We start from the raw sequence: 7,111 nt of genomic DNA on the forward strand, positions 1-7,111 counted from the left end.
AGTAAGAGGAAATTATGACTTTTAAATCAGGTTTTGTAGCCATTTTAGGACGTCCCAATGTTGGGAAGTCAACTTTTTTAAATCATGTCATGGGGCAAAAGATTGCCATCATGAGTGACAAGGCGCAGACAACGCGCAACAAAATTATGGGAATTTACACGACTGATAAAGAGCAAATCGTCTTTATCGATACGCCAGGAATTCACAAGCCTAAAACAGCTCTCGGAGATTTCATGGTTGAGTCTGCCTACAGTACCCTTCGCGAAGTGGATACCGTCCTTTTCATGGTGCCTGCTGATGAAGCGCGTGGTAAGGGAGACGACATGATTATCGAGCGTCTCAAGGCTGCTAAGGTTCCTGTGATTTTGGTGGTGAATAAAATCGATAAGGTTCACCCAGACCAGCTTTTATCTCAGATCGATGATTTCCGTAACCAAATGGACTTTAAGGAAATCGTTCCAATCTCAGCTCTTCAAGGAAATAACGTCTCTCGTCTAGTGGATATTTTGAGTGAAAATCTGGATGAAGGATTCCAATATTTCCCAGCTGACCAAATCACAGACCATCCAGAGCGTTTCTTGGTTTCAGAGATGGTTCGTGAGAAAGTCTTGCACCTAACTCGTGAAGAGATTCCGCATTCTGTCGCAGTAGTAGTGGATTCTATGAAACGAGACGAAGAGACAGACAAGGTTCATATCCGTGCAACCATCATGGTCGAGCGTGATAGCCAAAAAGGGATTATCATCGGTAAAGGTGGCGCTATGCTTAAGAAAATCGGTAGCATGGCCCGTCGTGATATCGAACTCATGCTAGGAGACAAGGTCTTCCTAGAAACCTGGGTCAAGGTCAAGAAAAACTGGCGCGATAAAAAGCTGGATTTAGCTGACTTTGGCTATAATGAAAAAGAATACTAAGTAGAGGTGGGCTCATGCCTGCTTCTTGTTTTTACAGAAGGAGGACTTATGCCTGAATTACCTGAGGTTGAAACCGTTCGTCGTGGCTTGGAAAAATTGATTTTGGGTAAGAAGATTTCGAGTATAGAAATTCGTTATCCCAAGATGATTAAGACGGATTTGGACGAGTTTCAAAGGGAAGTGCCTGGTCAGATTGTTGAGTCAATGGGACGTCGTGGTAAATATTTACTTTTCTGCCTGACAGAAAAGGTTTTGATTTCCCATCTGCGGATGGAGGGCAAGTATTTTTACTATCCAGACCAAGGACCTGAACGCAAGCATGCCCATGTTTTCTTTCAGTTTGAAGATGGTGGCACGCTTGTTTATGAGGATGTTCGCAAGTTTGGAACCATGGAACTCTTGGTGCCTGACCTTTTAGACGCCTACTTTATTTCTAAAAAATTAGGTCCTGAACCAAGCGAACAAGACTTTGATTTACAGGTCTTTCAATCTGCCCTTGCCAAGTCCAAAAAGCCTATCAAATCCCATCTCCTAGACCAGACCTTGGTAGCTGGACTTGGCAATATCTATGTGGATGAGGTTCTCTGGCGAGCTCAGGTTCATCCAGCTAGACCTTCCCAGACTTTGACAGCAGAAGAAGCGACTGCCATTCATGACCAGACCATTGCTGTTTTGGGCCAGGCTGTTGAAAAAGGTGGCTCCACCATTCGGACTTATACCAATGCCTTTGGGGAAGATGGAAGCATGCAGGACTTTCATCAGGTCTATGATAAGACTGGTCAAGAATGTGTACGCTGTGGTACCATCATTGAGAAAATTCAACTAGGCGGACGTGGAACCCACTTTTGTCCAAACTGTCAAAGGAGGGACTGATGGGAAAAATCATCGGAATCACTGGGGGAATTGCCTCAGGTAAGTCAACTGTGACAAATTTTCTAAGACAGCAAGGCTTTCAAGCAGTGGATGCCGACGCAGTCGTCCACCAACTACAGAAACCTGGTGGTCGTCTGTTTGAGGCTCTAGTACAGCACTTTGGGCAAGAAATCATTCTTGAAAACGGAGAACTCAATCGCCCTCTCCTAGCTAGTCTCATCTTTTCAAATCCTGAAGAGCAAAAATGGTCTAATCAAATTCAAGGGGAGATTATCCGTGAGGAACTGGCTACTTTGAGAGAGCAGTTGGCTCAGACAGAAGAGATTTTCTTCATGGATATTCCCCTACTTTTTGAGCAGGACTACAGCGATTGGTTTGCTGAGACTTGGTTGGTCTATGTGGACCGAGATGCCCAAGTAGAACGCTTAATGAAAAGGGACCAGTTGTCCAAAGATGAAGCTGAGTCTCGTCTGGCAGCCCAGTGGCCTTTAGAAAAAAAGAAAGATTTGGCCAGCCAGGTTCTTGATAATAATGGCAATCAGAACCAGCTTCTTAATCAAGTGCATATCCTTCTTGAGGGAGGTAGGCAAGATGACAGAGATTAACTGGAAGGATAATCTGCGTATTGCCTGGTTTGGTAATTTTCTGACAGGAGCCAGTATTTCTTTGGTTGTACCTTTTATGCCCATCTTCGTGGAAAATCTAGGTGTAGGGAGTCAGCAAGTCGCTTTTTATGCAGGCTTAGCAATTTCTGTCTCTGCTATTTCCGCGGCGCTCTTTTCTCTTATTTGGGGTATTCTTGCTGACAAATACGGCCGAAAACCCATGATGATTCGGGCAGGTCTTGCTATGACTATCACTATGGGAGGCTTGGCCTTTGTCCCAAATATCTATTGGTTAATCTTTCTTCGTTTACTAAACGGTGTATTTGCAGGTTTTGTTCCTAATGCAACGGCACTGATAGCCAGTCAGGTTCCCAAGGAGAAATCAGGCTCTGCCTTAGGTACTTTGTCTACAGGCGTAGTTGCATGCACTCTAACTGGTCCCTTTATTGGTGGCTTTATCGCAGAATTATTTGGCATTCGTACAGTTTTCTTACTGGTTGGTAGTTTTCTATTTTTAGCTGCTATTTTGACTATTTGCTTTATCAAGGAAGATTTTCAACCAGTAGCCAAGGAAAAGGCTATTCCAACAAAGGAATTATTTACCTCGGTTAAATATCCCTATCTTTTGCTCAATCTCTTTTTAACCAGTTTTGTCATCCAATTTTCAGCTCAATCGATTGGCCCTATTTTGGCTCTTTATGTACGCGACTTAGGGCAGACAGAGAATCTTCTTTTTGTCTCTGGTTTGATTGTGTCCAGTATGGGCTTTTCCAGTATGATGAGTGCAGGAGTCATGGGCAAGCTAGGTGACAAGGTGGGCAATCATCGTCTCTTGGTTGTCGCCCAGTTTTATTCAGTCATCATCTATCTCCTCTGTGCCAATGCCTCTAGCCCCCTTCAACTAGGACTCTATCGTTTCCTCTTTGGATTGGGAACCGGTGCCTTGATTCCCGGGGTTAATGCCCTACTCAGCAAAATGACTCCCAAAGCCGGCATTTCGAGGGTCTTTGCCTTCAATCAGGTATTCTTTTATCTGGGAGGTGTTGTTGGTCCCATGGCAGGTTCTGCAGTAGCAGGTCAATTTGGCTACCATGCTGTCTTTTATGCGACAAGCCTTTGTGTTGCCTTTAGTTGTCTCTTTAACCTGATTCAATTTCGAACATTATTAGACTTCCTGCGAAACAATATATGGTATAATAGTTCTATGGATTATGAAGCAAGTGAACAACTAACTGATGCACGATTTAAGCTCCTGGTTGGTGTTCAGTGCACGACTTTTGAAGAGATGTTAGCTGTATTAAAAAGAGATTATCAAGGTAAACACGCAAAAGGGGGACGAAAACCTAAACTAAGCCTAGAATACCTTCTTATGGCGACTTCAATATGTGCGAGAATATCGAACTTATGAAGAAATTGCGGCTGATCTTGGTATCCACGAAAGCAACTTAATCCGTCGGAGCCAATGGGTTGAAGTAACTCTTGTTCAAAGGTGGTGTTGCGATTTCAAGAACTCCTCTCAGTTCTGAGGACACGGTAATGATTGATGCGACGGAAGTAAAAATCAATCGTCCTAAAAAACAATTAGCGAATGATTCTGGTAAAAAGAAATGCCACGCTATGAAGGCTCAGGCGATTGTCACAAGCCAAGGGAGAATTGTTTCTTTGGAGATCACTGTGAACTATTGTCATGATATGAAGTTGTTCAAAATGAGTCGCAGAAATATCGGACAAGCTGGTAAAATCTTGGCTGACAGTGCTTATCAAGGGCTCATGAAGCTATATCCTCAAGCGCAAACTCCGAGGAAATCCAGCAAACTCAAGCCGCTAACAGCTGAAGAGAAAGCCTGTAACCATGCGCTATCTAAGGAGAGAATCAAGGTTGAGAATATTTTTGACAAAGTATAGTAGATTGAAACTAGAATAGTACACCTCTACTTCTAAAACATTGTTAGAAATCGATTTGACTGTCTTGATCGATTTGTCCTGTTCTTATTTCATTTCACTATAAAAACGTTTAAAATATCTTCAACAACCTATCGAAATCATCGTAAACACTTCGGATTACGAATGAATTTGATTGCTGGTATTATCAATCATGAACTAGGATTCTAGTTTTGCAGGAAGTCTAATCAAGAGGAAAGTAAATGACGATTAAGGTAATTGCGACAGATATGGATGGGACCTTGCTGGATGCTAGAGGCCAGCTTGATCTCCCACGCTTGGAAAAGATTGTGGATCAGTTGGATCAAAGGGGGATTCGTTTTGTCATCGCGACAGGGAATGAAATTCACCGCATGAGGCAACTACTGGAGCACTTGGTGGATCGAGTGGTTCTGGTTGTTGCCAATGGTGCTCATATTTTTGAAAACAATGAATTGATTCAGGCTCAGACTTGGGATGATGCCATTGTCGATAAGGCTTTGGCTCATTTCGAGGGTCGAGCGTGTCAGGATCAATTTGTTGTAACAGGGATGAAGGGTGGTTTCGTCAAGGAAGGTACCATTTTTACAGACCTTGAAAGTTTTATGACTCCAGAAATGATTGAAGAATTCTACCAACGAATGAATTTTGTGGATGAATTAACCTCTGGCCTCTTTGGTGGTGTGCTCAAGATGAGTATGGTTGTTGGTGAGGAACGTTTGAATTCGGTATTGGAAGAAATCAATGACCTCTTTGATGGCCGTGTTCGGGCTGTATCGAGTGGCTATGGTTGCATTGATATCCTCCAAGCTGGAATTCATAAAGCATGGGGCTTGGAAGAATTACTCAAGCGTTGGGACTTGAACCCCCAACAAATCATGGCTTTTGGCGATAGTGAAAATGATGTTGAAATGCTTGAAATGGCTGGAATTGCCTATGCGATGGAAAATGCTGATGACAAAGCCAAAGCTGTGGCGACGGCTCTAGCGCCAGCCAATAGCCAAGGAGGAGTTTACCAAGTATTGGAAAACTGGTTAGAAAAAGGAGAATGAAGTAGCAGTACAGTTATTAGAAAATTGGTTACTAAAGGAACAAGAAAAAATCCAAACCAAGTATCGTCACCTAAATCAGGTTTCAGTTGTAGAGCCAGATATTCTTTTTATTGGGGATTCCATTGTCGAATATTATCCTCTGCAGGAGTTGTTTGGGACTTCAAAGACAATTGTCAATCGAGGAATTTGTGGCTATCAGACAGGACTGTTATTAGAGAATCTGGATGCGCATCTGTACGGTGGGGAGGTAGATAAAATTGTCCTTTTAATTGGGACGAACGATATTGGAAAAGATGTGCCTGTGAATGAGGCTCTCAATAATCTCGAAGCTATCATCAATCCATTGCTCGCGATTATTCACTGACTGAGATAAAATTACTTTCCGGCTCTTTGTCAACTGTAGTGGGTTGAAGTCAGCTAAGCACGAGAAAGGACAAATTTCGTCCTTTCTTTTTTGATGTTCAGAGCGATAAAAATCCGTTTTTTGAAGTTTTCAAAGTTCCGAAATCCAAAGGCATTTCGTTTGATAAGCTTAATGAGATTATTGGTCGCTTCCAGTTTGGCGTTAGAATAGTGTAGTTGAAGGGCGTTGACAATCTTTTCTTTATCTTTGAGGAAAGTTTTAAAGACAGTCTGAAAAATAGGATGAACCTGCTTAAGATTGTCCTCAATAAGTCCGAAAAATGTCTCTGGTTCCTTATTCTGGAAGTGAAAAAGCAAGAGCTGATAGAGATTGTAGTGGTGTTTTAAGTCTTCTGAATAGCTCAAAAGCTTGTCAAGAATCTCTTTATTGGTTAAGTGCATACGAAAAGTAGGGCGATAAAAACGTTTATCGCTGAGTTTACGACTATCCTGTTGAATGAGTTTCCAGTAGCGCTTGATAGCCTTGTATTCATGGGATTTTCGATGAAACTGATTCATGATTTGGACATGCACACGACTCATAGCACGGTTAAGATGTTGTACAATGTGAAAGCGATCCAACACGATTTTAGCATTCGGGAGTGAAACAGTCTGGGAGACTGTTTCAGCCTGAGCCTAGAAATTTGAAAGCGAATCTGTTTAGCTAAGTCATAGTAAGGACTAAACATATCCATAGTAATAATTTTCACTCGACATCGGACAGCTCTATCGTAGCGAAGAAAGTGATTTCGAATGATAGCTTGTGTTCTTCCCTCAAGAACAGTGATGATATTGAGATTGTTAAAATCTTGCGCAATGAAGCTCATCTCCATCTCCCGATTGAAACAGTCACTCCCTGGACTGTTTCAACGTCCCAAGACATAATCTTAGGCAGATTTCTAAAATTACACTCAAAGTGGAAGTCATTGAGCTTTCGAATGACAGTTGAAGTTGAGATGGAAAGCTGATGGTCAATATCAGTCATAGAAATCTTTTCAATTAACTTTTGAGCAATTTTTTGATTGATGATACGAGGGATTTGGTGATTCTTCTTGACGATAGAAGTTTCAGCGACCATCATTTTTGAACAGTGATAGCACTTGAATCGACGCTTTCTAAGTAGAATTCTAGTAGGCATACCAGTCGTTTCAAGATAAGGAATTTTAGAAGGTTTTTGAAAGTCATATTTCTTCATTTGACTTCCGCACTTAGGACAAGATGGAGCTTCATAGTCCAGTTTGGCGATGATTTCCTTGTGTGTATCCTTATTGATGATATCCATAAATTGGATATTAGGGTCTTTAATGTCAAGGAGTTTTGTGATAAAATCCCATCTTTGACAGTT

The 7,111-nt window shown here is 41.9% G+C and carries 4 protein-coding genes and 5 pseudogenes; 8 read left to right on the forward strand and 1 reads right to left on the reverse strand.

The features are described 5' to 3' along the window. Positions 1-14: 14 nt before the first annotated feature. From era to HT691_RS06080, 8 genes and pseudogenes are all read left to right on the forward strand, one after another. Entirely contained in the window at positions 15-914 is a 900-nt protein-coding gene (gene era / locus HT691_RS06045) for a GTPase Era (RefSeq protein ID WP_050208736.1), read from the forward strand. Between the two features lie 48 nt (positions 915-962). After that, positions 963-1,787 (forward strand): DNA-formamidopyrimidine glycosylase, encoded by an 825-nt coding sequence (gene mutM, locus HT691_RS06050; protein ID WP_001114616.1) that lies wholly within the window; start codon positions 963-965, stop codon positions 1,785-1,787. Next, entirely contained in the window at positions 1,787-2,392 is a 606-nt protein-coding gene (gene coaE, locus HT691_RS06055; RefSeq protein WP_000516190.1) for a dephospho-CoA kinase, read from the forward strand. Before mutM ends, coaE begins: the two co-directional genes overlap by 1 nt. Continuing rightward, positions 2,379-3,560: pseudogene (locus HT691_RS06060) on the forward strand (multidrug efflux MFS transporter); the annotation flags it as partial. The gene coaE and the pseudogene HT691_RS06060, both read left to right, overlap by 14 nt. Positions 3,561-3,596: 36 nt before the next feature. Continuing rightward, positions 3,597-4,294, forward strand: a pseudogene (locus HT691_RS06065) (IS5 family transposase); the annotation flags it as partial. Between the two features lie 102 nt (positions 4,295-4,396). Further along, positions 4,397-4,504: pseudogene (locus tag HT691_RS06070) on the forward strand (IS5/IS1182 family transposase); the annotation flags it as partial. A gap of 32 nt (positions 4,505-4,536) precedes the next feature. After that, the gene (locus HT691_RS06075; protein WP_172925293.1) at positions 4,537-5,364 is read left to right on the forward strand and encodes an HAD family hydrolase; all 828 of its coding nucleotides are present in this window, start codon (positions 4,537-4,539) and stop codon (positions 5,362-5,364) included. 49 nt (positions 5,365-5,413) lie between these two features. Then, positions 5,414-5,748 (forward strand): annotated as a pseudogene (locus HT691_RS06080) (GDSL-type esterase/lipase family protein); the annotation flags it as partial. Positions 5,749-5,781: 33 nt separating this feature from the next. Here the strand turns inward: HT691_RS06080 and HT691_RS06085 are convergent. Next, a pseudogene (locus HT691_RS06085) lies at positions 5,782-7,048 on the reverse strand (transposase). Positions 7,049-7,111: the final 63 nt, after the last annotated feature.

The sequence above is a fragment of the Streptococcus sp. 477 genome, assembly GCF_013277295.1.
In the GTDB taxonomy this organism is placed as follows: domain Bacteria; phylum Bacillota; class Bacilli; order Lactobacillales; family Streptococcaceae; genus Streptococcus; species Streptococcus pseudopneumoniae.

What these genes read in the sequence shown, in the direction of transcription:
- mutM (WP_001114616.1), top strand. Translation starts at nt 963, where the DNA reads ATGCCTGAATTACCTGAGGTTGAAACCGTTCGTCGTGGCTTGGAAAAA.
- coaE (WP_000516190.1), top strand. Translation starts at nt 1,787, where the DNA reads ATGGGAAAAATCATCGGAATCACTGGGGGAATTGCCTCAGGTAAGTCA.
- HT691_RS06075 (WP_172925293.1), top strand. Translation starts at nt 4,537, where the DNA reads ATGACGATTAAGGTAATTGCGACAGATATGGATGGGACCTTGCTGGAT.
- era (WP_050208736.1), top strand. Translation starts at nt 15, where the DNA reads ATGACTTTTAAATCAGGTTTTGTAGCCATTTTAGGACGTCCCAATGTT.